Source organism: Salirhabdus euzebyi (assembly GCF_014207435.1).
Lineage (GTDB): Bacteria > Bacillota > Bacilli > Bacillales > Alkalibacillaceae > Salirhabdus > Salirhabdus euzebyi.
Genome location: NZ_JACHGH010000001.1, coordinates 230,220 through 255,683, shown reverse-complemented (window position 1 = coordinate 255,683; position 25,464 = coordinate 230,220). Strand labels below are relative to the sequence as shown.

General features: G+C 36.4%; 19 protein-coding genes. 5 read left to right on the top strand and 14 right to left on the bottom strand.

Annotated features, from left to right (window positions below):
- Positions 1-538: 538 nt before the first annotated feature.
- The gene (locus tag HNQ94_RS01260) at positions 539-1,558 is read right to left on the bottom strand and encodes a TIGR00341 family protein (protein WP_174496423.1); all 1,020 of its coding nucleotides are present in this window, start codon (positions 1,556-1,558) and stop codon (positions 539-541) included.
- A gap of 355 nt (positions 1,559-1,913) precedes the next feature.
- On the opposite strand from HNQ94_RS01260, the gene HNQ94_RS01255 reads away from it, so the two are divergent.
- Positions 1,914-2,480: a beta-class carbonic anhydrase gene (locus HNQ94_RS01255; RefSeq protein WP_221452460.1), complete on the top strand. Its 567-nt coding sequence runs from the start codon at positions 1,914-1,916 to the stop codon at positions 2,478-2,480.
- Positions 2,481-2,581: 101 nt separating this feature from the next.
- On the opposite strand, the gene HNQ94_RS01250 is transcribed toward HNQ94_RS01255, so the two are convergent.
- The 3 genes from HNQ94_RS01250 to murG all read right to left on the bottom strand — a co-directional run bounded on the left by HNQ94_RS01250 (position 2,582) and on the right by murG (position 5,023).
- Entirely contained in the window at positions 2,582-3,412 is an 831-nt protein-coding gene (locus HNQ94_RS01250) for an aldo/keto reductase (protein WP_174496421.1), read from the bottom strand.
- Positions 3,413-3,569: 157 nt separating this feature from the next.
- Positions 3,570-3,932: a hypothetical protein gene (locus HNQ94_RS01245; protein ID WP_174496420.1), complete on the bottom strand. Its 363-nt coding sequence runs from the start codon at positions 3,930-3,932 to the stop codon at positions 3,570-3,572.
- Between the two features lie 20 nt (positions 3,933-3,952).
- Positions 3,953-5,023 carry an undecaprenyldiphospho-muramoylpentapeptide beta-N-acetylglucosaminyltransferase gene (murG, locus tag HNQ94_RS01240; RefSeq protein ID WP_174496419.1) on the bottom strand — a complete coding sequence of 357 codons (1,071 nt, stop codon included), beginning with the start codon at positions 5,021-5,023 and terminating at the stop codon, positions 3,953-3,955.
- A 125-nt stretch (positions 5,024-5,148) separates the two neighbouring features.
- Between murG and HNQ94_RS01235 the strand changes: the two genes are divergently transcribed.
- Both HNQ94_RS01235 and HNQ94_RS01230 read left to right on the top strand, forming a co-directional pair.
- The gene (locus HNQ94_RS01235) at positions 5,149-6,513 is read left to right on the top strand and encodes an MATE family efflux transporter (protein WP_174496418.1); all 1,365 of its coding nucleotides are present in this window, start codon (positions 5,149-5,151) and stop codon (positions 6,511-6,513) included.
- 358 nt (positions 6,514-6,871) lie between these two features.
- Positions 6,872-7,669, top strand: coding sequence for a formate/nitrite transporter family protein (locus tag HNQ94_RS01230; RefSeq protein WP_174496417.1), 798 nt, complete (start codon positions 6,872-6,874; stop codon positions 7,667-7,669).
- A gap of 67 nt (positions 7,670-7,736) precedes the next feature.
- Here the strand turns inward: HNQ94_RS01230 and asnB are convergent, their stop codons facing one another.
- From asnB to HNQ94_RS01205, 5 genes are all read right to left on the bottom strand, one after another.
- Positions 7,737-9,584 (bottom strand): asparagine synthase (glutamine-hydrolyzing), encoded by a 1,848-nt coding sequence (gene asnB, locus HNQ94_RS01225; protein ID WP_174496416.1) that lies wholly within the window; start codon positions 9,582-9,584, stop codon positions 7,737-7,739.
- Between the two features lie 147 nt (positions 9,585-9,731).
- The gene (locus tag HNQ94_RS01220) at positions 9,732-10,922 is read right to left on the bottom strand and encodes a NupC/NupG family nucleoside CNT transporter (RefSeq protein WP_174496415.1); all 1,191 of its coding nucleotides are present in this window, start codon (positions 10,920-10,922) and stop codon (positions 9,732-9,734) included.
- Between the two features lie 111 nt (positions 10,923-11,033).
- On the bottom strand, positions 11,034-11,654 hold the full coding sequence (gene safA, locus HNQ94_RS01215; protein ID WP_174496414.1) for a SafA/ExsA family spore coat assembly protein: 621 nt from the start codon (positions 11,652-11,654) through the stop codon (positions 11,034-11,036).
- A gap of 129 nt (positions 11,655-11,783) precedes the next feature.
- Positions 11,784-12,524: a metallophosphoesterase family protein gene (locus HNQ94_RS01210; RefSeq protein ID WP_174496413.1), complete on the bottom strand. Its 741-nt coding sequence runs from the start codon at positions 12,522-12,524 to the stop codon at positions 11,784-11,786.
- A 32-nt stretch (positions 12,525-12,556) separates the two neighbouring features.
- Entirely contained in the window at positions 12,557-13,093 is a 537-nt protein-coding gene (locus tag HNQ94_RS01205; protein ID WP_376697719.1) for a histidine phosphatase family protein, read from the bottom strand.
- 226 nt (positions 13,094-13,319) lie between these two features.
- Between HNQ94_RS01205 and HNQ94_RS01200 the strand changes: the two genes are divergently transcribed.
- Positions 13,320-13,745 (top strand): universal stress protein, encoded by a 426-nt coding sequence (locus HNQ94_RS01200; RefSeq protein WP_174496412.1) that lies wholly within the window; start codon positions 13,320-13,322, stop codon positions 13,743-13,745.
- Between the two features lie 390 nt (positions 13,746-14,135).
- On the opposite strand, the gene HNQ94_RS01195 is transcribed toward HNQ94_RS01200, so the two are convergent.
- The 4 genes from HNQ94_RS01195 to HNQ94_RS01180 all read right to left on the bottom strand — a co-directional run bounded on the left by HNQ94_RS01195 (position 14,136) and on the right by HNQ94_RS01180 (position 22,714).
- On the bottom strand, positions 14,136-16,733 hold the full coding sequence (locus tag HNQ94_RS01195) for a calcium-translocating P-type ATPase, PMCA-type (protein ID WP_174496411.1): 2,598 nt from the start codon (positions 16,731-16,733) through the stop codon (positions 14,136-14,138).
- Positions 16,734-16,992: 259 nt separating this feature from the next.
- Entirely contained in the window at positions 16,993-18,138 is a 1,146-nt protein-coding gene (yhbH, locus tag HNQ94_RS01190) for a sporulation protein YhbH (RefSeq protein WP_174496410.1), read from the bottom strand.
- Between the two features lie 453 nt (positions 18,139-18,591).
- Positions 18,592-19,866, bottom strand: a complete 1,275-nt coding sequence (gene odhB / locus HNQ94_RS01185) for a 2-oxoglutarate dehydrogenase complex dihydrolipoyllysine-residue succinyltransferase (protein WP_174496409.1) — start codon at positions 19,864-19,866, stop codon at positions 18,592-18,594.
- Positions 19,853-22,714 carry a 2-oxoglutarate dehydrogenase E1 component gene (locus HNQ94_RS01180; RefSeq protein ID WP_376697724.1) on the bottom strand — a complete coding sequence of 954 codons (2,862 nt, stop codon included), beginning with the start codon at positions 22,712-22,714 and terminating at the stop codon, positions 19,853-19,855. Before HNQ94_RS01180 ends, odhB begins: the two co-directional genes overlap by 14 nt.
- Positions 22,715-23,317: 603 nt before the next feature.
- Here HNQ94_RS01180 and mgtE point away from each other — a divergent pair.
- Positions 23,318-24,673: a magnesium transporter gene (gene mgtE / locus HNQ94_RS01175; RefSeq protein WP_174496407.1), complete on the top strand. Its 1,356-nt coding sequence runs from the start codon at positions 23,318-23,320 to the stop codon at positions 24,671-24,673.
- Positions 24,674-24,729: 56 nt separating this feature from the next.
- Here mgtE and arsC read toward each other — a convergent pair whose 3' ends face one another.
- Positions 24,730-25,149 (bottom strand): arsenate reductase (thioredoxin), encoded by a 420-nt coding sequence (arsC, locus tag HNQ94_RS01170; protein WP_174496406.1) that lies wholly within the window; start codon positions 25,147-25,149, stop codon positions 24,730-24,732.
- Positions 25,150-25,464: the final 315 nt, after the last annotated feature.

Here is a 25,464-nt window from a genome sequence, read left to right as displayed (position 1 = left end):
ATTCTCTCCTTCCTTTTTTAAGTTGAGAATATCTATCCGCCATCTATCCTACGTTTTTGTTTACCTAACCAATTGAAAGATATTTGCAGCATAAATTTCCCTCCTTCTTTTTTAATAAATACATTAAAATGAAATGATTTAAACATTCCTGTCACTCCCCTCAGTGAACAATTTCTTATTTTGAATATAAAAAATGCGCATACGCCCGTGACGTATACGCATTAAAAAAAGGTCACGAACAATTCGTGACCTCTCCATAACTAATTAAATAAAACGTTTAGTTTTAAACGTACGCTTAAAACAAGCATAGCAATACCTAAAAACCAAAGCTAGCCTTTAAACGACGCTCGGAGATCACGAGATAAGATGTTAAGTTAGCAGATACCAAAGTTACAATTTTTTTGTTTTCCATTTTCGTGACCTCCTTTTCGAATTTTTATTAATTGCTCATAAATTATATATTTTCCAAAATTAAACGTCAATGGTTTTTTAAGAAAATTTTTCCTATTTACTAAAATAACAAACATCATTCATTTATTTACTCAAACTTTACACCCTGACTTATAAGTATAACTAATATTAACAATCCAACTATGGATCCGATAAAAATAGTAGCTCTAATTCTTGATACGTTTGCTTTTTTCACTTCTAACCAGCGAACGGGACGTATTCCACTAATCGAAAATATAGTAATTGCCGACAATAAAATACAAGTCGTATTAACAATAATGAGCATGAAAGAACCATATGCCATATCCCACAGCCCTTGGCCTATAGAGAGCCCGAATGCTACTGTTGGCGGCAGTAATGCAACTGCGACCATCACACCAACTAAATTTCCTGACATTCTATTCAATATGGCTAACGCACCTGCTGCACCAGAAGCTAATGCAAGTATAAAATCAGAAAGCGTTACTTCCGTTCGCGCAATAAACTGATCCGTATCAGTTCCCATCTTAAATATATAACTAAAAAAGATTGATATGATAATTACAATGATGAAACCGAATAAAAAAGTAACCATTGCTTTTACAATTTTTTTATAATCACCTAAAATAGCAGAAAATGCTATTGATATGACAGGTCCAAGCATGGGGGCAATAACCATTGCACCAATGACAACTGCCTCACTATTTTTTATGAAACCCACTGTAGCAACAACAGCAGATAAAATAATAAGTAACGTATAGTTTGTCGTAATAAAACTATTTTTTTCGATTGTTTGGATTAATTCTTGACGACTTGCTCTCTGTAGTTTGGAATTTTCACTTTCTGTAGTTTCTTTCTCCTTTTCCTTTTGCATATCTTCATTCAACGTCTCTCTTGAAATATATGTTTGTACTGGAAAAAGAATTGTTTGAAACCCATCCACTACATTTGCAACACCCTCTAAGTAATTCAATATTTCTTCCACTTGTTTGTGCTCTACAATCATACGTACTAATTTAATGTCCGCTGACTCCTCCGATACCCAATGGGATTTATGCGGGAAAGCAAACAGTTTTTCAGCCGTTTTCTCATAGTGTTTATTTGGTATATACGCTTCAATTAATTGCATACCTAATTTATCTTCCTTTTTTTTGTTTATTCATTATACTTTCCTTTCCTTCCGTTTCGTAAAACCTAAGATTTTTTCTTGTTATAGGTGATGATATAATTTAGTACAATTCACTTCACTCACATGTGTAGATTCGCTATCATAAAAATAGAACAATTAGATCGGATTGAAAATGCGTAAAGGAAAATTTCATTAGTGGGGGTTTTCTTCATCCCGCTAATTGGTAGCGAAACGTATCGGGGTTCTAACGTTCGTTATGCCGTGAAGACAACTTCATCCCTTCTCCAACTATGAAGTGGGGGTCTTACGGACGTTTTCTCGACATAAATTTGTAACTAGAAAGGGGGCACCCCTATTGTTATTAGATGAAATTTTAACTTTTAATACATCATTTGTCGAAAACAAGGAGTATGAACCATACCAAACGGAGCGATATCCTAATAAGAAGCTGGTTATTCTTAGCTGTATGGACACTAGATTAGTGGAGTTATTGCCAAAAGCAATGAATGTAAGAAATGGGGATGTGAAAATCATTAAAAATGCAGGAGCGATTATTTCTAGCCCTTACGGCAGTGTGGTTAGAAGTATACTGATCTCTTTATACGAATTAAGAGCGGAAGAAGTGATGATTGTTGGACATCATAATTGCGGTATGGCAAATATTGATCCAAACAGTATCATTCAAAAAATGCAGGAGCATGGGGTAACAGAAGAAGCTTTTAAACAGGTAGAGCAGGAGGATATTAATTTACAAAAATGGTTAACAGGATTTGATAATGTAGAAGAAAGCGTAAAGAGAAGTGTTGATAAATTAAGAACTCACCCCCTTTTTCCGAAAAGCACGCCAATACACGGTCTTGTCATTAATCCAAGTACAGGAAAACTTCAATTAATCGACAACGGTTACGAATATTCCACATAATTATTTCCTGGGAAATTCCTTTCAACACAAATCGCTAATATTTACAAAGTAAATAGGACGGACAGCATATTATTTTGCTGTCCGTCCTATTTATTTATCGCTTAAACGCCATAGTCAAATTCGTCTGGATGTTTTCCGGTTCGAAAATCTTCGTTAAGATTATTGATTTTTTCCATATCCTCAAAGGTCAATTCAAAATCAAATATATCGGCATTTTCTTTTTGTCGATGTTTTTTTGTCGACTTTGGAATGGTAACAATACCATGTTGATAATCCCAGCGAATCATAACTTGAGCAACGGATTTATTATACTTTGTGGCAATTTCTGTTAGTATTGGATCATCTAGATAACGACCCCTCGCTAAAGGTGACCAAGCTTCTAATTGAATATTATTTGATCGACAGTAATCTAGCAATTCTTTTTGATACAGCTTAGGATGAAACTCTACCTGGTTTACCATTGGTTTCACTTTCGCATCCTTTAACACATCCTCTAGGTGATGGGTCATGAAGTTACTAACACCGATTGCTCTTGCTTTTCCTTGTGTGTAAATTTCCTCTAAAGCCTTCCACGTGTCTTTATATTTTCCAGGAACAGGCCAATGAATAAGATATAAGTCTACATAATCTAAACCAAGCTTTTTTAAACTTTCATCAAAAGCCTTTAAAGTGTTTTCGTATCCTTGATCACTATTCCAAACCTTCGTCGTAACAAAAATGTCTTCACGTTTAATACCACTCTCATGGATTGCTTGCCCTACACCCTCTTCATTATCATATAAGGCTGCTGTATCTATACTTCGGTACCCTAATTCTAAAGCGGATTTAACGGTACTGACAATTTCTGATCCATCCTCCACTTTGTAAACACCTAGACCAAGCCAAGGAATTTTCACGCCATTATGTAATGTTGTTGTACTAGATAGATGCACGAAAACAGCTCCTTCCGTATTTTATACTTTGATCATAAATTGATCACAAGAGAATCGCAAATTATTTGCAATACGTTCCACCCACATTTTGATACAAACAAAAGAATTATCAAAAAAGACTCTTAGCAGATTAGTTGCTAAGAGTCTTTCCCAAGTATTATTCCCTATCTATAGGTGGTTTATTTTCGATGTATTTAGGTAGTTTTGATTCGATAGTAAAGTATGAAATGATCCTTAATAGTACTGGATAAAGAGCAATAATTCCTATCATATCCCCTATAGCGTTTAACGTATTTGTAAAGAGCATCCACCCAGATAATAAAAGCATGATGACAACAGTTACCATACCAGATGGTCCATTAACTGGGATATATAAATTACGCTGGGATGTCGTTTCCTCCTCTAACTGCTTAAAGCATTGATAATGAAAAGGTTTTATACTAAACCATCTAGAAGCTGTAATAAGTTCATCTTGATCGCGAATATTTTTCTTACAATAGTGGCAAAAAAATGACGACATTGTTTCCCCTCCTGTTCTATCTAGTTTAAATGTTTTAACATCTCTATTACCTTTTCTTTTGTTTTATCGCTTTTGTATTCTTGCATCTTGTCTATAATGGTATCTTTTTCATCCCATAAATTAGTTAGCTCGTTTAGGAAGCTTTCTTCGGTTAATTGTTCTTCTTCAATCACACTGGCAAATCCTTGTTTTTTGAATGAATTTGCATTTAAAATTTGATCACCACGACTTGCCTGTTTAGATAATGGAATAAGCAGCATTGGCTTATGCAAAGCTAAAAACTCATAGATTGAATTGGAACCGGCTCTTGAGACAACTAAATCTGTTGCTGCAAGTAAATCCTTAAGCTCATCCTTTACATACTCAAACTGTATGTAACCAAACTTCTTGATCGTTTCGTCCACTTTTCCTTTTCCACATATATGAATAATTTGGAAATTTTTAAGCAATTGATCGAGATTATCTCTAATAATATCATTTAGCTTTTGGGAGCCCGTGCTACCCCCCATAATTAAAATAACTGGTTTTCCACTAACAAAATCACAAATTTGTAGACCCTTTTCCTTTTTACCTTGGAAAAGCTCTTCCCTTATAATAGCACCAATCCATTCTGCTTTTTTTTCCGGAAGAAATTTCATCGTTTCAGGAAAAGTAGCAAGAACCTTTTTTGCAAATGGAAAAGCTAGCTTATTAGCAAGCCCAGGAGTATAATCGGACTCATGAACATAAGCAGGGATACCTTTTAGTTTCGCAGCAGTTACAACAGGAACAGCAACGAATCCCCCTTTGGAAAAAATAACATTCGGTTTTATTTTTCTTAAAAGTCGAAGTGATTGCCATGTTCCTTTTAAAACGCGGAAAGGATCTTTAAAGTTTTCTTTATCAAAATACCGGCGTAATTTTCCGGTTGATATACTATGATAGGTTACTTTTTCTAATGGCGTTATTAAATCTTTCTCAATGCCTGCATGGGAGCCGATATAATGTACGTCCCATCCATCTTTTATGAATTCTGGTATTAAAGCTAAATTGACGACGACATGACCTGCTGTACCGCCACCTGTAAAAACGATTGTTTTATTCTTTTTCACTGCACAGTCGTCCTTTCTTTAGACAAAAAATTAAAAAAGTATAAACACTTTTACTAAAACTTTTAGATTGTAATCAAACACCTTCTATCATCGTAAAAGAAATTGAAGAGAAAAGGAAGTCTTTTATGTATCCTACAAACACATTAATGGAAAAATGCAAATTATTTCTCATCATTTCCTTCCCCATATTCATTACACAAATAGGTTTATATTCGATGAATTTTTTCGATACGATTATGTCTGGTAGAGCTGGTGCAGCTGACTTGGCAGGAGTAGCTATCGGATCGAGTATTTGGCTACCTGTTTTCACAGGCATAAATGGCATTTTACTCGCCTTATCCCCAATCGTTGCACAATTAATTGGGGCTGAAAAAAAGGAAAAGATAGCGGATGCAGTAAAACAAGGAATTTATTTATCGATTGCTCTAGCCATTATTGTTTTCGTCATCGGGATTTTTACATTAAACCCTATATTAAACACAATGAGTCTAGAAACAGAAGTACGGCATGTAGCAAAATATTATTTAGTTGCACTTGGTCTCGGTATTATTCCTTTATTTATGTTCAATGTCATTCGTTGTTTTATTGATGCTCTTGGTCAAACAAGGGTTTCTATGTTTATTATTCTCCTTTCCCTACCAATTAACATTTTATTTAATTATATGTTTATTTTCGGTAAATTCGGTGCACCCACTTTAGGTGGTATAGGAGCTGGAGTCGCATCATCATTAACGTATTTAATATGTATGATTATTTCACTAATCGTCATTTTGAAAATTAGGCCATTTTCTGGATATTCTATTTTTCAAAAATATTCCCCACCATCCTTATCAGCATGGTGGGAGCAATTAAAAATTGGAATTCCGATTGGTTTTGCTATCTTTTTTGAAACGAGTATCTTTGCAGCAGTTACGTTATTTATGAGTCAATACGACACAGAAACTATAGCAGCTCACCAAGCAGCAATGAACTTCCAAGCATTACTCTATATGGGGCCTTTAAGCATAGCGATGGCACTAACGATAGCAGTTGGGTATGAAGTCGGTGCAAAAAGGTTTAATCACGCAAAGCAGTACAGTATTATCGGTATTTCTACTGCTTTAACGATGGCTGTATTCGGTGGGACTTTTATGTATATATTTGATCAGGAAATTATCAAACTTTATACGGAAAACGAACAGGTTATTCATTTAGGATCCCAATTTATAATTTACGCTATATTTTTTCAATTATCTGATGCGTTTGGGGCACCTATACAAGGAGCATTACGTGGCTATAAAGATGTGAATGTAACGACCATTATGGCTTTTGTCTCCTTCTGGGTCATTGGATTACCAAGTGGATACATTTTAGCCAACTATACAGCCTTTGGTCCTTTCGGATATTGGATTGGATTAATTGTAGGATTGGCTGCAGGTGCAACAACATTACTGTTCCGTCTATTATTTATTCAACGAAAAAACAGAATAGAAGTTGCGCAAACCCTTTAAAAATAGGTGGTTCAAGAATGCTAAAATACTAGGCATTCTAAGAACCACCTATTTTTGTCGTCCCTACACACTTTTACTTGCATGATTATTTCACCGCACTAAATAAACGAAGCTTTAAACTACTTTCTCGAAGACAATATTGTGAAATGTCGTTAGTGTATCTACTCAATTGATAATCATATTAAATAAGATGGCTTTTATCGAAAGAATAACTTAAGAATGTCAGAACACAATATACAGTTAGAGGAGGAAAAGCTGTTCATGAAATTTTTGTACGAAATTAGCAATAGTGATTTTATTGATTTTATGTTTCTATGAGGTACTCTGAATCAATTAACTTAGGTGTGGTGATTGAACAATGGAAGCTGAATCACTCTCGAAAATTGAGAAATTAGCTTTGTCCCGTCGTGATACATTTCAAAGTAGTTCGATTATTTATTTATTAAGAGCAATATTAGCTAGTATGTTTATCGGTTTTGGCGTAATTGTTGCTTTTCGCACCGGGAATTTCTTTTATATGGATCACTCACCTTTTACCTATCCGATTGCAGCAATAACCTTTGGTGTAGCTATTATCTTAATAGCTTATGGTGGTGGAGATTTATTTACCGGGGATACATTCTACTATACATATGCGGCCTTGCGCAAAAGGATGGAGTGGGCTGTTGTTGGACAAATGTGGGCATACAGTTACATAGGTAATATAATTGGTGCCATATTCTTTGCCGTATTAATTTACTTCACAGGATTATTTCAAGATGAATCTGTTAATAGGTTTTTATTAACAATTGCTCAGAACAAAACCCAAATATCAACAACCGAATTATTTTTTAGAGGTATTCTTTGTAATTGGCTTGTTTGTCTTGCTTTTTTTCTTCCTGTGGGACTTCAAGGAGATGGAACGAAAATATTTATTATGATTTTTTTAGTATTTTGTTTTTTTATTTCTGGATACGAACACAGTATTGCAAACATGTGTACTTTCGCTATTTCTTTTGTCATCAATCATCCGGATTCGGTAACATTAAGCGGGATCATACACAATTTAATACCCGTTACAATCGGAAATCTCATTGGTGGTGGAGGGTTTATGGCCTGGATGTATTTTTATGCTAATAAGTCTTATATAAAGGAAAAAAGCAGTCAAAACCATTAACATTTTGACTGCTTTTTGTATTATTTTTACGTTCTTCGCCTCATTGGAATGGCTATAAAGCTTTGCCTTATTCACTGACTTTAACGTTATACGTCCTCAACCAATAATCAATTTGACAAAGGTGAGCTATCAACTGAGGGCCTTTCATTAACTGACCATACCAAGGATCTTTAAATTCTTTACCCTCTGAATCTACAATAGCTTTTATTTTTTTCCTATCCATAAAATCAAATAAAGGAGAGTTAGAATCAGCTACTATTTCGTTCATCCAATCGACAACCTGCTTTGTGTACTCAGGTTGAAAGGTTTTTGGATACGGATTCTTTTTACGATAAAGTACATCATCAGGCAAAATACCCTCTAGAGCTTTTCTTAAAATACCTTTTTCCCTACCTTGTAAATTTTTCATTTCCCAAGGAATATTCCACACATATTCTACTAATCTATGATCTGCAAAAGGGACCCTCACTTCTATACTAGCACCCATACTCATACGATCTTTTCGGTCTAGTAATTGGGCCATAAACCAATGCATATTCAAATAAAACAATTCCCTACGCCGTGCATCTTCCTCCCTTTCTCCTTCCAATCTTGGCGTTTCCTCAATTGTTTCTTTATAGCGATTATAGACGTATTCTTTTAGGTTTAATTTCTTTTCCCATTCTGGATGAAGTAAATCATTACGAGAATCAAGTGACCTCATCCAAGGAAATCCTACATTAGAAGATTCATTTGGTTGATGGAACCAAGGGTACCCACCAAATATTTCGTCGGCACACTCACCCGATAAACTCACAGTAGTATGTTGTTTAATTCGTCGGCAAAACCAAAGCAGGGAAGAATCAATGTCAGCCATTCCTGGTTGATCCCTTAAAACGACCGCTTCTTTTAATGTATCAGCCAGTTCAAAACCAGAAATAATTTCATTATGATGATTGGTGGAAAAATGATTGGCCATTTTCTCAATCCAAGGTCCATCACTGGATGGTTGAAATTTACTCGCCTCAAAATGTTTATCATTACCTTCATAGTCAATGGAGAATGTCGTTAATGCCCCTTTACCTGTTTCTTTGTAATGATTGGCAGCAATTGCTGTAATCCCACTTGAATCAAGACCTCCAGATAGAAACGTAGATAAAGGTACATCGGCTACAAGCTGGCGCTGAACAGCATCTAAAAACAATTCTCTTACGTTCTCTGCTGTTTCATCGACAGAGTCAGTATGAACATTACTTTCTACATTCCAGTAGCGCCATACCTTTAATCCATCCCTTGAAAAAGTAAGGGAGTGCCCTGCTCTTAACTCTTTACATCCTTTAAAAATTCCATGACCTGGTGTCCTAGAAGGACCCAATCCAAATATTTCAGATAAACCGTCACGATCAACCTCTGCCTTACTATCTGGATGTGCTAATATTGCTTTCAACTCAGAGCCGAAAACAAATTTTTCGTTGTCGCTCATATAAAAAAGTGGCTTGACTCCTAATCGATCCCTGGACATAAAAAGCTGTTCCTTTTTTTCATCCCACACCCCAAAAGCATATATCCCATTTAAATGGTCTACACAGTTTTCTCCCCATTCCATGTAGGAAACGAGTAACACCTCGGTATCAGAAGTGGTTGTAAATCGATATCCTCTTTTCAGAAGCTCTTGTCGGATTTCATCTGTGTTGTATAGTTCACCATTATAAGCAATTGTGTAAGTATACCCATTTTTCTCTCGACTCATCGGCTGAATGCCACCTTCTAGATCGACAACAGCTAATCTTTTATGACCAAATCCAATATGTCTATTAACCCAAATCTGTGTATCATCGGGGCCTCTTTTTGTTAATGTATCTGTCATTTTTTGAAGAAATTCTCTCTCTGTTTCTAAGTCTTTTTTCCAATTAACTAAACCAGTAATACCACACAAAAAGCTTCATCCTCTCCTTGTAAATACAATGTTGAAAAACAATCTATGTGGTCATTCTATGCACGCTTTCCCTAAATATTCCTGTACAAATAACATATTAATATATGTACAACGCTTTCATATTATGTCAGGCCAAAGCTGAAAAGTTTACAGAAATAATCCCGCTATAGTAGCAGATAAAATGGAGGCTAGTGTTGCACCTATTAATAGCTTCATGCCAAATTGCGAAACGGCCTTTCCTTTTTCATTATCAATCGCTTGCACCGTACCTGCGATAATTCCAATAGATGAAAAATTAGCAAAGCTTGTTAAAAATACGGATACAATCCCTACCGTTTTCTCACTTAAATTTGGAATTAGATCTTGAAAATCTAGCATTGCCACGAATTCGTTTGTTACAATTTTGGTACCCATAATACTTCCCGCTTCCATCACTTCATTCGGAGCAATTCCCATTAAGATCCCAATTGGTGCAAGGATAAACCCGAGAATTTGCTGTAATGTTGTCCCTGCGAACACTAACTGAATCATCCAGTTTACTAATGCTAAGGAAGCAATAAAAGCAACTAGCATAGTAGCTACAATTAAAGCAATTTTCCCCCCATCTAACGCCCCATTTCCCATCGCTTCAAACACACTTCTTGCATTCGCCACATTTTTTACATCCACTCGGTCTTCTTCCTTTTTCACTCTTACTGGGGCAATAATAGAAGCAATGATAAGGGCACTAAACATATTTAATGGAAGTGCAACTAATACAAACTGTGGAGGAATCATTTGCATATAAGCTCCAACAATTGAAGCCGATACAGATCCCATTGCGGAAGCACTTACAATATATAAACGATTTCTATCCAAATAGTGAAACTGTGTTTTGATTGCTATTAGTGCCTCGGATTGACCAAAAAATATACTATTAACTGCATTAAAGGATTCCACTCTCGGTAATCCAGTAATTTTAGATAACCATCCTCCGACATATTTAATAATAATTGGTAAAATTCGCAAGTAGGTCAATACAGACAAAATAGTCGAAAAGAAAATGATTAACAGTAGTACGTCAAAAAAGAAAATGCCTTCCCCTTCATTACGCGCAACTCCCCCAACAATGAAATAAACACCTTCTGCTCCAAATGCAATTAACTTGTTAAATCCTGCTGAAATTTTGTTAATAATAAACCTACCAACATCTGTGTTAAACATAAAAGCGGTAATGATTAGTTGCAAAACTACCATTATCATGATTCCCATGTAGTTTATATTTTTTTTATCATTAGACATAAAAAAAGCAATCCCTAAAACAACCCCAATAGCGAGTAACCCTAAAATAATATCCATACGATCACACCCCTACCATTATTTTGTTTTTTAGTTTTCACTTTATTGACTAAATCATCCAAAAAACAAAATAATGGCCCTTGTTTTTAAAACAAGGACCGAATAATTTACTTACTTTTTAATAAACATTTGTGTCCAATAATGGCCATAGCTTCCACCTTTTGCATACCCTACACCAATGTGTGTTACATTCGGATCAAGGATATTTTTCTTATGTCCAGGGCTGTTCATCCAAGAACGAACCACTTCATCTGGAGTTCGTTGTCCAGCTGCAATATTTTCGGATGCACGTGTGTAGGAAATGCCAAAGTTTTTAATCATTGTAAATGGTGAACCGTACGTTGGAGAGTCATGGGCAAAGTAGCCTTGATCCCTCATATCAACTGATTTATAACGGGCCACACGGGCTAACTGCCAATCAAACGTTAAAGCAGGCAACCCATTTTGTGCTCGATAATTATTGGTTATTTTCGCAACCTGCTCCTCCACTGATTGTGTTCCTTGGGTAAGAGGAATCGTGACCTTATCCCCCGGATAAATTAAATTCGGGTTCTTAAATTGAGGGTTAGCACTAATAATTTCCGACAAACCAATTTGATAACGTACAGAAATCTTCCACAAAGAATCTCCAGGCTGAACCGTGTATGTATCTGTCTGCGCGGAAGTTTTCACTTGAAATAACAGTGTCAACATTAAAATAACCGTTCCAAATGTAACAACCAGTTTCTTCATTTTATCTCTCCTTTCTGAAATCACACTTAGTATGTGTAAAAAGATACTAAATAACCAAAAAATAACTATTTTTTTCATTCCGTTATTACAAAAAAAGAGTCACTTCTATGAGTAACTCTTTGTCCCCGTTTATTCGTTTATATACTTCAGATGCTGATTACCATAGAAATTCTCCAGAATAAATTGCTTGGCAGGCACATTGGCTTGTAAAAACGAAAGGAAGAAATTTTTGTTATCATATGGCACCTCTTTAAAGGAGACATGAATGCCCCCTTCTTCTCCCACTTCAATCACGCAGTATGGCGCGAGTGGTTTATGTGAACATCCTAGTGAGCTTGGATTTAGATATAACTTGTGATTTGACTTAAAATGATGAATAACATGATGATGTCCAAAACAAATAACGCTTGCACGAGAATGTTGATAAAGCTTATCTAGTTTTTCCGTAGATGGATATTGATCTATAGGAAGAAATTCTTTGGACTCATTTATATGATAATGTACAAAAAGAAACTCGACTCCATTTATATTAGACCGAAGAGACAGTGGCATATGTGATAATTTCGTTAAATAATCTGGATTAATGTGTGAGGCAATCCATTCATGATGCTTCTTTTCTTCCCCTTTACTTAGTGGTTCAAGACCATTTTTGATAGCCAAAATAGCCTCATCATGATTTCCCCTTACAAAAGATAGATGCTTTTTTGAAAACAATATTTCTAATACTTCATTTGTTTCATGCCCAATTCCAATTAGATCTCCTAAACAATATGTATGTTCAATGTCAGGGTCCTGCTCAATTTCAGCTAAAACCGCTTTAAGAGCAGCGCTATTTCCATGAATATCTGTCATAATGGCTATTTTTCTCATTTGTTTTTCCCCTTTTGCGAAATATTCAAATGTTAAGGTGACCATATTCGACTAACATCTATCAATTGTGTGCTATCAAAAGTTAGCTTATAAATATCCGGCATTGTTAGTTGTTCCCAAAATGAAAAATCATAACGAGGATCAAAATAATTCATAATCAACACCATAATATTTCCATGTGTACTTATAACTATATTTTGTCCATTAAACTGATCTATGAGTTGTACAATTGCATCGACGCCCCTCTTTTGAGCCGTATGGTTCGATTCTCCACCCTCCCACGCAAAGTCAAAATCGTTCCATACCTTTTTTATAGCCAAATCAAAATTTTCAACAGCCCCTTCAGCTAGCTTTCTTTCCTTATATCCGTCTACTATTTCTATTTTCTTATCTACGTATTTCGCAAGCCCTTCCACGGTTTGAATAGCTCTTTTATATGGACTAGATACAATATGGTCAATATTTTCGTTTTGTAGTAATCCAGTTACTTCATGAGCATCTAAAAAGCCTCTTTCTGATAACGGCCTCCCTAATTCATCTGGTGTATAAGTGGAATGCGCATGTCGCACAAAATAAAGAGTTGTTAACAGGGAAATCCCTCCTCCAAAAATTCTAAACTACCAAGCTAATAGGTTAAATAATTACTTTGTTTGTACGAGTCCATTATACCTGTACATTATCGAGGAAAATAGTGTCACAAAATATACCATTTTATACCATAAAAAAAGCTGCTTACCAATTTATAATGAAAGTATAAATACAATGAAAAACACGAGAAACTAGGGAGTGAATACCATGAAAAAACTATTAGTAGCTATTGACGGTTCCGAGCATTCCAAAAAGGCATTCCAATTAGCCCTTTCAATGACCAAGGGTCAGAACGTAGAACTTGTTCTTCTCAATGTGCAACCAACCTACCATTCACCAAATGTAAAACGTTTTGTAAATCTACAACAGATTCGTGAATACCAAGAGGAACTTAGCCAAGAAGCTTTTGACATCATACTTTCTGACGCGAACCTAGCTGATGATGTCCATCTAAGTAAGAAAGTGAGACTTGGGGATCCAGGAACAGAAATTTGCAAGGAAGCAAAAGAAATAAACGCGACATTGATTATTATGGGTAATAGAGGACTAGGTCCAATTAAAAGAGCGGTTTTAGGAAGTGTAAGCTACAGCGTTCTACATAATGCGACGTGTCCAGTAACAATTGTTCCTTAATCTCCAGTTCTTCAACGATGAATCCTCAAAAACAAAAACTAGACCCTTTTCCTTTTCGGATAAGGTCTAGTTTTTTATTATTAATTGCTTTTCGTTAAACTGCGGAGTAACTATATCTTGTATTTTGATCAGTGCTATACGACCGCTTCGGCAGAATACTTCGCTTTCCACGGGCACGGCCTCAGCCTCCTCGCAGAAAACCACTGCTGCGGGGTCTTCAGACACGTGCTATCCCGTAGGAGTCTGTGTATTTTCGTAGCGGCTGTGATTCATATATATAAGTTACGTCGCATTTTCCATCAACTATCACTAACAACAATTTATAAGAAAAGAGCCAATTGTTTATTGCCTTGCTATACCCACCATCTACAATTACATCATCACACTAATCTACTTCCCAAGAAACAATCTATACAACTGAATAACCACGAGTGGAACTAAAGACAAAATATAAATAGTTCCAAATTGTGTAGCATTCAAAACAGCAATTTCAAATACACCCATAAGTGGTGGTAAAAATAATACTAAATGTAACAGTACAACTCCGATAATGACAGCGTACCACAGATATTTATTGGAAAAGAAACCTGTCTTAAATAATGAATGCCTACTTCTAGAGTTAAAACCATGAAATAATCTTGCTAAACACAGCGTAGAAAAGGCCATTGTACTAGCAACCATCGCGTCTCCCGTTGATAAGCCAATATGAAATGCCATTAAGGTTGAAATAGCGATAATGACACCCTCAACCGATACTCTTCTCGCAAAGGATTTATTCAAGAGAGGAATATTGATATCTCTCGGCTTTTCTTTCATTAATTTTTTATTATGTGGTTCAAGACCAATTGCTATAGCAGGTAAACTGTCCGTTAGAAGATTGATAAATAGTAAATGTACAGCAGCAAACGGGACTGGTAAAGCTAGCAAGGATGCATATAAAACAGACAGAACTCCACCCATATTCCCCGCTAATAAAAACTTAATAGAATTCTGGATGTTTGCATAGATGCTTCTCCCGTTCGAAATGGCTTTTACAATAGTGGAAAAATTATCATCTGTTAGAACCATAGACGATGCTTCTTTCGCAACCTCTGTTCCCGTAATTCCCATTGCAATTCCAATGTCAGCCTGTTTGAGAGCAGGTCCGTCATTAACACCGTCTCCAGTCATCGCAACAACATTCCCTTTTTCCTGCCAAGCTTTTACAATCCTAATCTTATGTTCGGGGGAAACCCTTGCATAAACGGAAATATTCTCGACTTTTTCTTTCAGTTCCTGGTCACTCCATTTTTCAATTTCTGTTCCTTCTACAGCTTCTGCATCTTCTTTAAGAATACCGATTTGTTTTGCGATTGCAGATGCTGTAATCTTATGGTCTCCGGTAATCATCACAGGCTTAATACCTGCCTCAATACAAGAAGAAACAGCTCCTGCTGATTCCTCTCTTGGAGGATCCATCATGGAAATTAACCCAACAAAGGTTAAGTCATTCTCATCCTCAAAATCAATTTTACCTTCAACCACTTCTTTATAGGCAAACCCAAGCACCCGAAGACCACTCATCGAAAAGTCCCTATTTACATTCTCTATTTCTTGTCTATGTTTATCAGTAAATTCTATAATTCCATTAGACGTTTCAATCTTTGCTACTCTTGATAAAAGGACGTCCAGCGCCCCTTTTGTGAGCATCAAATTCTTGCCTTCGTATTGGTTAACTGTACTCATCATTTTTCGATCGGAGTCAAATGGCAATTCCCCAATCCTCGGGTACTTTTCTCTAATGACTAGTTCATCTAATCTGTAGTCTTCACCTAAATCCACCAGTGCTATTTCCGTCGGATCCCCAATTTCCTTTTTATCAATTGTCACGGAATCATTACACAGTAAAGACATGAGAAGAATTCTTTTTTCAATTGGATCCCCCAAATTTAACTGATTATGTTCCGTCACTTGTTGATTGACATAAACTTTTTGAACTGTCATCTTGTTTTGAGTTAATGTACCTGTTTTATCAGAACAAATCACGGATATACTTCCTAAACTTTCTACAGCATGGAGCTTGCGAACAATGGCATTCTCCTTTGCCATCTTCTGGGTTCCAAAGGCTAATACAATGGTAACAATGGAGCTTAATGCCTCAGGAATAGCTGCAACAGCAAGTGCTACGGCAAACATGAATGAATCTGCAATTTCATTTCCTCTTATAATATCTACTGCAAAAATTAGAATGGCAATGGCAATAATAATACCTGCTAGCTTCTTACCAAATTGGTCGAGATTTGCCTGAAGCGGTGTCTTTTTCTCCTTGGCTGATTCTAATAAGTTTGCAATCTTGCCAATTTCGGTATTCATACCGATGTTTGTCACCACAACTACACCACGTCCATATGTTACGAAACTACCGGAAAAAACCATATTCTTTTTATCACCAATCGGTACGTCCTGTTCTGCTATTGGTTCTATATCTTTTTCAACACTTAATGACTCACCTGTTAACGAGCTTTCATTTATTTGCAGGCTATGATTTTCAATTATTCGTCCATCTGCACTGACAAAATCACCTGCATCAAGATAAAGAATATCACCAACTACAAGTTCCCTTGAGGGAATTTCAACCTTCTGACCATTTCTTACAACCTTTGCAGTTGGTGAAGAAAGGGCTTTTAAACTATTTAAACTTTGTTCCGCTTTAAGATGTTGTACCGTTCCCAGAATGGCATTCAGTATAATGACAACTAAGATGACTATCGTACTTTCAAATTTCCCTAAAAAAGCAGAGATGACTGCAGCTGCAATTAAAATAATGACCAAAAAGTCCTTAAACTGTTCGAAAAACACTTCAAATGCTGTTTTTCTTTTTCCTTCTGCTAATTCGTTATAGCCGTATTGTTCACGACGTTTCTCTATGTCTTCAGATACCAATCCTCTATCTGTAGCTTCTAGTTCGTCTAGTACTTCTCTTGATGTTTTCATGAAAAATTGACTCATTGAAAAGTTACCCCCTTCAGGAATGGGTCCACATTCATAATTGGTATGTTTATCCATCCCTATCGTTTTGCCTAATTGTTTATATACTTGTTTTTCTCATTCTCCACTATTTACATTCTATTTTATAAAATAAAATTGTTAGGAAGATATATACTTTCATAAAAGCCATAATAATTTCATAATTTTGGTAACAAAAAAGACACAACTAAAAACCAGGACAGCCTGATTAAAGATGTCCTGGTTTTAGTTGTGTCTTTCATTAAACTTCCTGCTTCTTAAAAAACTCTTTCATAGCGTAAAAAACATCCGATTTTTTCTTTAATACATAGTATTTAAATTTTTCATCCTTAATGGAATGATAAGCAGACATTAAAGTTGAATGTCGATTATATTGATTCACTTCACCATATCCAAACAAACTAGATTTTTTCATTAATTCATTCACCAATGCTACACAATTCTTATTGTCAGAAGTTAAATTATCCCCATCCGAAAAATGAATTGGATAGATGTTATACCGAGCTGGATCATATTTTTGGTCGATTAGTTCGAGTGCTTTTCGATAAGCAGAGGAGCAAATTGTCCCTCCACTCTCACCTTTTGAGAAAAACTCATCCTCATTGACAACTTTTGCTTCGGTATGGTGAGCAATAAATTCAATTTCTACTGTATCGTAATTTTTTCTTAAAAAGCGAGTAGTCCAGAAGAAAAAGCTACGAGCCATATATTTTTCCCACATCCCCATAGACCCTGAAGTGTCCATGATGGCTAAAACGACTGCACGTGAATCTGGTTTCTCAATATCCTCCCATGTTTTATAACGAAGATCGTCCGGATAAATAGGTAGAAAGGAAGCTTTTCCTTCTTGAGCATTTCTCTTCAATGCTTCTTTCAAGGTTCTCTTCTTATCAATATTACCAGTTAGCCCTGTCTTACGGAGGTCTCTGAATTCCGTATCGGTATGAATAATTTGATCCTTTTCTTTTTCTTGTAGATTCGGTAATTCTAGCTGTTGAAAAAATTCCTCCTCTAATTCTTCAAAAGAAACCTCTGTTTCGTAATAGTCTTCTCCTGGTTGATCACCTGGTTTACTTCCAGTCCCCTTTTGTTGGGCGTTACCATCTTTCGCAACGACATCGCCTACTTTGCTGTCTCCCTTCCCTTGACCAACATGCTGGTTTTTGTCGTAGTTATATTTAATTTTATATTCATTTAAGGAACGTACAGGAATTTTAACTACATCTTTTCCTTTAGACATAATGATGTTTTCTTCTGTAATAAGGTCAGGTAATTTTTGTTTCATTGCTTCCTTCACTTTTTGCTGATGCCGTTTTTGGTCATCATGGCCTTTTTGGTGGAGGGACCAATCTTCTTCCGAAATAATAAAACTTTTATGATTATCCATTCCATTCCCTCCTTATCATGAGTTACTCTATCATATGCAGCATTTGGACTTCTTTTCACTATATAAAAAATTTTTCTTAAATATGAAACATTTAACATACCTTGTACGTCTATATTAATGAAGGGTTTGCCCTAACCCAGAACATAAAGTGATAAAGCCAGTCTTTATTGCTCCCCTAATTTTTATGTAGATTGATCATGATTTGTCTAGATCACTAAAAGGCAGAGGATATCCCTCTGCCTTTTAGTATTTTTTCATGTTCTAGATGCGTGCAGTTTTAATCCAGATTGACCATAAATAGGAGTTTCCAGCACTTTTTCTTTAAATCCTCGCCCTAAATATCGCAATCTTTCCCGTTATACCTTCAACTTTCACCAAACAACTGCAATTATTGGTCCAGAAACTCAAAAAAGGTGTCCCATTAAAGGGACACCTTTTTCTACTTTATAAAAATTAACCTTGTAGTAATAAATCGTATGGATCTTCCAATAATTCTTTCACACGAACTAAGAATTGAACAGCTTCTTTTCCGTCGATAATGCGGTGGTCATAAGATAATGCAAGATACATCATTGGACGAACTTCGATAGAATCATCTGGCATAACAATAGGGCGTTTTTGGATCTTATGCATACCTAAAATACCAACCTGAGGTGTGTTTAAGATAGGTGTTGAAATTAAAGAACCAAAAATACCACCATTTGTTATAGTGAATGAACCACCTTGTAGATCAGCTAATCCTAATTCGTTATTTCTTGCTTTTTTCGCTAGGTTACCGATTTCCTTCTCGATACCTGCAAAGCTTAAACGGTCTGCATCGCGTACTACTGGTACAACAAGTCCGTCATCTGTAGATACCGCCATACCGATATCATAGAATTGTTTCATGACGATTTCGTCATCTTGGATTTCAGCATTTACTAATGGGTAATCTTTTAATGCACCAACTACAGCTTTTGTAAAGAATGACATAAAGCCTAGCTTAACACCGAATTTTTCAAAGAATTCATCTTTACGTTCGTTACGTAGCTTCATCACAGCAGTCATGTCAACTTCATTAAACGTTGTAAGCATAGCAGCTGTTTGCTGTGCTTCTACTAAACGCTTCGCAATTGTTTGACGGCGACGAGACATTTTAATACGTTCTACTGGTTTAGCAAATTCTGTTTTAGCTGATTTTTTTGTTTCGCCTTTACTACTAGTGTCTTTCGCTTTTTTACTGCTCTCTACTTTTTCTTTAGCCGCTTGCTCTACATCTTCCATTCTGATTCGACCAAGTGGGTCTTTCGGATAGAGATCCCCTAAATTAATCCCAAGCTCACGCGCTCTCTTTCTAGTAGCTGGAGAAGCAACTGGAGTTCCTTGATTATTAGATTCTTCTTTTGCTACTTCTTGTGGTTCTGGAGTAGACTCTTCTTTTGTTTCTGCTTTAGCTTCTGTTTTTTCTTCTTTAGGTGCTTCTTCTCCACCACTCGGAGCAGCTTGAGCACTTCCACTCTCATCGACCTTAGCGATAACGTCCCCAACTTCAACGTCTTCCCCTTCGCCAACAACGATTTCAGCAATAACACCTGAATAATCAGAGTTTACCTCTACGTTTACTTTATCTGTTTCCAGTTCAAGAACTGGGTCACCTTTTTCTACTTTATCGCCTACTTTTACAAGCCATTCAGCTATTGTACCTTCTGTAATGGATTCGGCAAGCTCAGGAACTTTAATTTCTTTCACGAGAATCTCCTCCTTTAGACAACTTCAGTGCCTCATTTACGATACGGCTTTGCTCTGTTTTGTGTACATTTGGCTCACCAACTGCTGGTGACGAACGGCGTGGACGACCAATATAACTTAACTTTTGTTTTCCTTTTAACATCGTGTTTAATTTTCTTTTCACAAAATCCCAGCCACCAGCATTTTTAGGTTCCTCTTGAATCCAAGCAACCTCTTCAATATTTCCGTAATGATCTAAAATTTCTTGGACTTGCTTTTTAGGGAATGGATAAATTTGTTCCACACGTGCAATGTGTAACCAATCAAAATCTTGGTCCTTCGCATTGTCAATTGCTTCTTCTAAATCAACCATTACTTTTCCGCTTCCAAGCACTAGTCTTTTCACCTTTGTCTTTTTGCTACCTAAACCTGCTTGCTCGACAACTGGTTTAAATTTACCGTCCGTGAATTCCTCTCTCTTAGCTGCGACTCTAGCGTTACGAAGCAAGCTCTTTGGTGTCATCACAATAAGTGGACGGGATGAATCTTTTCCACCAATTGCCGCTTGCCTGCGCAGCAAGTGGAAAATTTGCGCGGATGATGTTACGTTCGCTACTGTCCAGTTATTTTCTGCAGATAACTGTAGGAAACGTTCTAATCGAGCGCTAGAATGCTCTGGTCCTTGCCCTTCATATCCGTGAGGCAATAACATAACCATATTTGATTTTTGTCCCCACTTAGCACGACCTGCAGCAATGAATTGATCAATAATTACTTGGCCTGCGTTAGCAAAATCCCCAAACTGAGCTTCCCAAATTACTAACGTTTCAGGTGCTTGCACACTGTAACCATATTCAAATCCTAACACGCCAGCCTCAGAAAGTGGACTATTGTGAATATCAAATGAAGCATTCACTCCATCTAAACCGTGTAGAGGACTATAGGATTCTTCTGTTTCTACATCATGTAAAACGATATGACGATGAGCAAATGTTCCACGCTCACTGTCCTGACCTGTAAGACGGATTGGTGTTCCATCCTTTAGAATAGAAGCAAAAGCTAATGCCTCTCCTAAAGACCAGTCTATTTTATCTTCCTCAAAGCCTTTTGCTCTCTTTTGAAGAATACGTTCTAACTTTTTAAATACGTTAAATCCTTCTGGACGTTTAAGCATACCTTCATTAAGGGCCTCTAACGTTTCCAATGGTACAGACGTATCAATTTTATCTAGTCCGTTTGCCACTGCCTCAGGAACTTCTACTGAAATTTTTGGTTCGTATTTATCTTCTTTCATGCTATCGTATATAGATTTCAGTCTTTGAGCGACTTCATCTTTTATGTTTGTAAATTCTTCCTCAGAAATAATATTCTGTTGTTGTAGTTGCTTTCCATATAAATGGAATACTGTTTCATGCTGATCTATCTCTTTATAAAGGTGAGGCTGTGTCGAACGTGGTTCATCCATTTCATTATGACCATAACGACGATAACCAACTAAGTCAATTAAGACGTCTTTATTGAACTTTTTACGATATTCATATATGAAAGCAACCGCTGTCATACAAGCCTCTGGATCATCCGCATTTACGTGAACAACAGGAATTTCAAAACCTTTTGCTAAGTCACTCGCATACGTTGTTGAACGACTTTCTGTATTATTCGTTGTGAAACCAACCATATTGTTAGCAATGATATGGATAGTTCCGCCAATTTTATACCCTTTTAATTGGGACATGTTTAAGCTTTCTGCTACTACACCTTCACCAATGAACGCAGCATCTCCATGAATTAAAATACTAAAGGCTTTATCTGATTCATGATTTGAATAGCCGCGAGCAGTGCGATCATCTTGTGCAGCCCGTGTGTAACCTCCAACAACAGGGTTCACATACTCAAGATGAGAAGGATTGTGAGCTAGTGTAACTCTTGTGCTAGATTTTCCTTCACCAAGTACTTCTCTATCAGCACCAAAATGATATTTAACATCACCAGTCCAACCGTAGTTAATCCCAGTTGAACCTTCTGATGGAACCAATTCCTTATCAGGAGAATGATGAAATTCAGAGAAAATTTTATCGTAAGGTTTACCAAGAACATTGGCCAACACATTTAAACGTCCTCTATGCGCCATTCCCATCATGATGTGCTTAATCGAATCATTCGCTGCATCCTTGACAACACGATCCAGCATTGGAACCATTATATCTAAGCCTTCGATAGAGAATCTTTTTTGCCCAACAAAAGTTTTAGCTAGGAAATGTTCAAATCCTTCCACTTCAGCAAGACGACCTAATAATTCCTTCTTCTCTTCAGGTGTGAGAGCAACTTCAAACTCACCTGATTCCACTTTATGCTGTAACCACTCACGCTCATCATCATCATGTACATGATAGAATTCGAAAGCAATTTTACCAGAGTATTTAGCTTTTAAATTATTGACAACATCATATCCAGTTTTCACATGGCTAGGAGCATTTTGCCATAACCAATGGGAAGGGATTGACTTTAAATCAGCATCACTTAAGCCATAAGTCTTCGGATCAACTAACGCAGAATAACGGCCTTTTTTATTTCCGACAGCATATATATCTGCTTCTAGATGACCATGACGTCGAATAGCTTCTACAAGCTTCATTGCAGCTGTAATTTTTTTAACATCTAAGTCCGATACTGCTTGTGATTCTTTTTGAGTTGTTCCGCCTTTTGTCATCCATTCTGGAGCACCATACTCCTGGAAGATTTCCTGTAAAGACGAATCAACCGAATTAGGGTCTTCCAAAAATCTTTCATATTGTTCTTCTATATAACCCATATTTGGGCCGTGAAACTGTTCCCAAACGCTTCCGTTTGACCCTTTGTTTGACACTATACACTACCCCCATTAGAATTTCGTAAACGTATTCAAACCAATTCTTATTATAGTTTTTAACTACCAAGGTCTCAAATTATTTCCTTCGATTTAATAAAATTTGTTACCGAAAAGATATTCTTATTCTTTATCCTACCATTCTACTCGACAAATAAGTCAAATAGTGTACAAAAAGTTGGTAAATACTACAAAGTACAAGAAATTTCACTACATTTATACCATACTAAGTAAGTATATAAAAAAAACGCATGACAGAAAAGTCTGTAGGTAAAGAAAATTCAACTTTTTGCAAGAAAAATTAAAGAATTCTTATCCCTTTTTCTTTAAATGGAAAGTTGACGGCATTACTTGACTACATTTACCTCTAACAAACAATATTACTATATGACTTTTCATTTATACTTGACAATACGTAAAAAGTTCAATTTCCCATTATTAATAGTCCTTTTTAATGAATGAACGAAACGGTTAAATGCATTGATAAAATTACAAGCATATCCTTTCATATTCTGCATTTTGCTGTTATTAATATGAATTTCACTGTTTTGTTCCTATAAATTGAGGTAATATAATTTGTATTCTCGTATTTTAGGAGGTTTACATATGATAGAAGGCATGACAGAAAGCCAGTTAACCCTCCACATCATAAAGCAATTGAAAGAGGGAAAAAAGAATCATTTTCAAAAGACGATAGACGAGCTTCAACCGTATGACATTGCTAAGATCTACTCAAGTATTCCTGCAAAACACAGGACACGTTTTTTACTTTTTATAAATGTTGAACAAATTGCTGATCTCATCCAGGAGCTCGAAAAAGATTTACAGTTTGAAGCGCTCACAAAGCTTGGCATTGAGAAGTCTGGGCAAGTAATGGATTTAATGGATAACGATGATTTAGCCTCTTTACTGGAACATTTATCAAAAGATAAAATGGAAGAACTCCTTTCCGGAATGAAAAAAGAGGAATCGAAAATCGTTCAAGATATTATGAATTATCCACCTGAAACGGCTGGAAGGTTAATGACGAATCGATTCGTCTGGATTAAAGATCACTACACCATAAGAGAAACGGTTGAGAAATTAAAAACGTTCGCAGAATATTCCGAGACAATCAATTACTTATATGTTATTGACCAGAACAAGCATCTAGTAGGAGTTGTATCTTACCGAGATATCATCCTTGCAAATGAAAATGAAAAAATTCAGGACATAATGTATAGCCGAGTTATTTCTGTAACAGCTGATACCGATCAGGAAGAGGTTGCGCGGTTAATTGAACGTTACGATTTTTTAGCTATTCCTGTAGTAGATAATGGTGTTCTTGTTGGAATTGTAACAGTAGATGACATAATTGACGTCGTCATCAGTGAGGCAACAGAGGATATCGAGAAGCTTTCTGCATCTGGTAAAGCGATAGATTTTGATACAAAGGCATATGTAGCAGCATACCGCCGACTACCTTGGCTGATTTTATTACTGTTTATAGGTATCGTATCAGGGACGATTATAAGTCAGTTTGAGGAAACCTTATCAACAGTAGTAGCATTAGCATTTTTCATGCCAATGATTGCTGGCATGACTGGGAATACAGGTACCCAATCACTAGCAGTTGTTGTAAGAGGGTTAATTACACGAGAAGTCGATAGAAAAACTGCTGCCCAATTAATTTTCCGAGAATTAAAAGTTGGTTTAATAATCGGCTTTATTTGTGGGATTCTTATTGCACTCATCGCACTCGTATGGCAAGGAAGTGCTGTACTAGGTTTAGTCGTCGGAAGCTCTTTAATTATGACACTAGTTATCGGAACATTAGCTGGCACGATTATCCCATTAATACTATATCGACTTAATGTTGACCCTGCAATTGCATCAGGTCCACTAATTACAACGTTGAACGATATTGTTTCCTTATTTATTTATTTTGGGATGGCGACATTATTTATTAATCAGTTGATGTAAGACGGAACAGGTAAGCCCCCTACCAGGAAGGCCGGGGGCTTGATTTTATATGCTCACTATTTCCCTGTCTCAGCAAACCGTTGAATTCTATCACCAATTTCGTCACGAACTCGTTGGAAGAATGCCCATTTCTCTTCCTCAGTACCTTCCGCTTTTGCTGGATCATCAAATCCCCAATGATCCCGGTTTACGTGTGAAGGAGTCATTGGACATTTATCGGCAGCATCCCCACATAAAGTCACCACGAAATCTGCATTGTTTAATATTTCCGTGTCAATAATATCGGACGTTTGTCCTGAAATATCAATCCCAATTTCATGCATGGCATTAACTGCGTTTGGGTTTAGTCCATGTGCTTCGATTCCAGCACTTTTAACGATCCACTCATTACCTAAATGTTTTTTAGCCCATCCCTCTGCCATCTGACTTCTGCAAGAATTTCCTGTACATAAAAAGTAAATTGTTTTTTTGTCCATCTTGTCATTCTCCTTTTATAGGTTGTTTTCCAATATATTGTTGTTTGATACATTAGATAGAAACTGCTACGTAACTTTATGTGTGCAAATCCAACCGCTACGGAAATACACTACGCTTTCCACGGGCTCGCGCTGAGCCTCCTCACTCGCAAAGATCGCTCGCTGTGGGGTCTCAACGTCTTCGCTGTCCCGCAGGAGTCTACGTGTATTTCCTTCGCTAAGCATGTGCTTATCTTTAATGTACGGATGAATTGGGAAAAAGAAAGTTAAAAATATAGTCATATAGATAGGGAAGAATTATCTAACATGCCTATA

Bases quoted from the DNA above. Each gene is read 5' to 3' on its own strand.
- HNQ94_RS01260 (WP_174496423.1), bottom strand. From the start codon at position 1,558: ATGCAATTAATTGAAGCGTATATACCAAATAAACACTATGAGAAAACG.
- HNQ94_RS01195 (WP_174496411.1), bottom strand. From the start codon at position 16,733: ATGAGTCAATTTTTCATGAAAACATCAAGAGAAGTACTAGACGAACTA.
- HNQ94_RS01235 (WP_174496418.1), top strand. From the start codon at position 5,149: ATGTATCCTACAAACACATTAATGGAAAAATGCAAATTATTTCTCATC.
- arsC (WP_174496406.1), bottom strand. From the start codon at position 25,149: ATGGACAAAAAAACAATTTACTTTTTATGTACAGGAAATTCTTGCAGA.
- safA (WP_174496414.1), bottom strand. From the start codon at position 11,654: ATGAAGAAACTGGTTGTTACATTTGGAACGGTTATTTTAATGTTGACA.
- HNQ94_RS01245 (WP_174496420.1), bottom strand. From the start codon at position 3,932: ATGTCGTCATTTTTTTGCCACTATTGTAAGAAAAATATTCGCGATCAA.
- HNQ94_RS01210 (WP_174496413.1), bottom strand. From the start codon at position 12,524: ATGAGAAAAATAGCCATTATGACAGATATTCATGGAAATAGCGCTGCT.
- yhbH (WP_174496410.1), bottom strand. From the start codon at position 18,138: ATGGATAATCATAAAAGTTTTATTATTTCGGAAGAAGATTGGTCCCTC.
- HNQ94_RS01220 (WP_174496415.1), bottom strand. From the start codon at position 10,922: ATGGATATTATTTTAGGGTTACTCGCTATTGGGGTTGTTTTAGGGATT.
- HNQ94_RS01200 (WP_174496412.1), top strand. From the start codon at position 13,320: ATGAAAAAACTATTAGTAGCTATTGACGGTTCCGAGCATTCCAAAAAG.
- mgtE (WP_174496407.1), top strand. From the start codon at position 23,318: ATGATAGAAGGCATGACAGAAAGCCAGTTAACCCTCCACATCATAAAG.
- HNQ94_RS01230 (WP_174496417.1), top strand. From the start codon at position 6,872: ATGGAAGCTGAATCACTCTCGAAAATTGAGAAATTAGCTTTGTCCCGT.